The organism is Mycobacterium sp. 4D054 (genome assembly GCF_052245755.1).
Taxonomy (GTDB): domain Bacteria; phylum Actinomycetota; class Actinomycetes; order Mycobacteriales; family Mycobacteriaceae; genus Mycobacterium.
Map to the genome: position 1 here is coordinate 1 of NZ_JBQQCF010000159.1, position 778 is coordinate 778.

The following is a 778-nucleotide window of genomic DNA, read 5'->3' on the forward strand; positions in this document are numbered from 1 at the left end:
TCAGGGCGTTGCGGTCGGGGAAGATGCCCACGACGTCGGTGCGCCGGCGGATCTCTTTGTTGAGCCGTTCCTGCGGGTTGTTGGACCAGATCTGGCGCCAGATCTGCTTGGGGAACGCGGTGAACGCGAGTAGGTCTGGCCGGGCTGCCTCCAAGTGATCAGCGACCTTGGGCAGTTTGTCGGCGAGCGCGTCGATGATCCGGTCGTATTGTGCAGCAACGGATTCAGCATCAGGTTGATCGAACACCGAGTGCAGCAGCGTGCGCACCCACGGCCACGACGCTTTCGGGGTGATGGCCATCAGGTTGGTCGTGTAGTGCGTGCGGCAGCGCTGCCACGTCGCGCCGGGCAGGGTGGCTCCGATCGCGGCCACCAGGCCGGCGTGGGCGTCACTGGTAACCAGTTTGACCCCAGACAGTCCGCGGGCGGTCAGCGACCGCCAGAACGTCAGCCAGCCGGCCCCGTCCTCGGCGGTGGTGACGTCGATACCGAGGATCTCGCGGTAGCCCTCCTTGTTGACCCCGACCGCGATCAGGGCGTGCACGTTGACCACCCGGCCCTGCTCGCGGACCTTGAGGACCAAGGCGTCGGCGGCCACGAACGTGTACGGCCCGGCATCCAGGGGGCGGGTGCGGAACGCCTCCACGGCGACGTCGAGTTCCTTGGCCATCACCGAGACCTGCGACTTCGACAGCGAGGTGATGCCGAGCGTTTCGACGAGCTTGTCCATCCGTCGGGTGGAGACCCCGAGCAGGTAGCAGGTCGCGACCACCGTGGT

Annotated in this window: 1 protein-coding gene; it reads right to left on the reverse strand. The window is 66.7% G+C overall.

Annotation, left to right across the window (positions count from 1 at the left end; translation table 11 throughout):
- Positions 1–778, reverse strand: a 778-nt coding sequence (locus ACTWP6_RS30375; protein ID WP_443189648.1) for an IS256 family transposase, incomplete at both ends; no start/stop codon positions are given.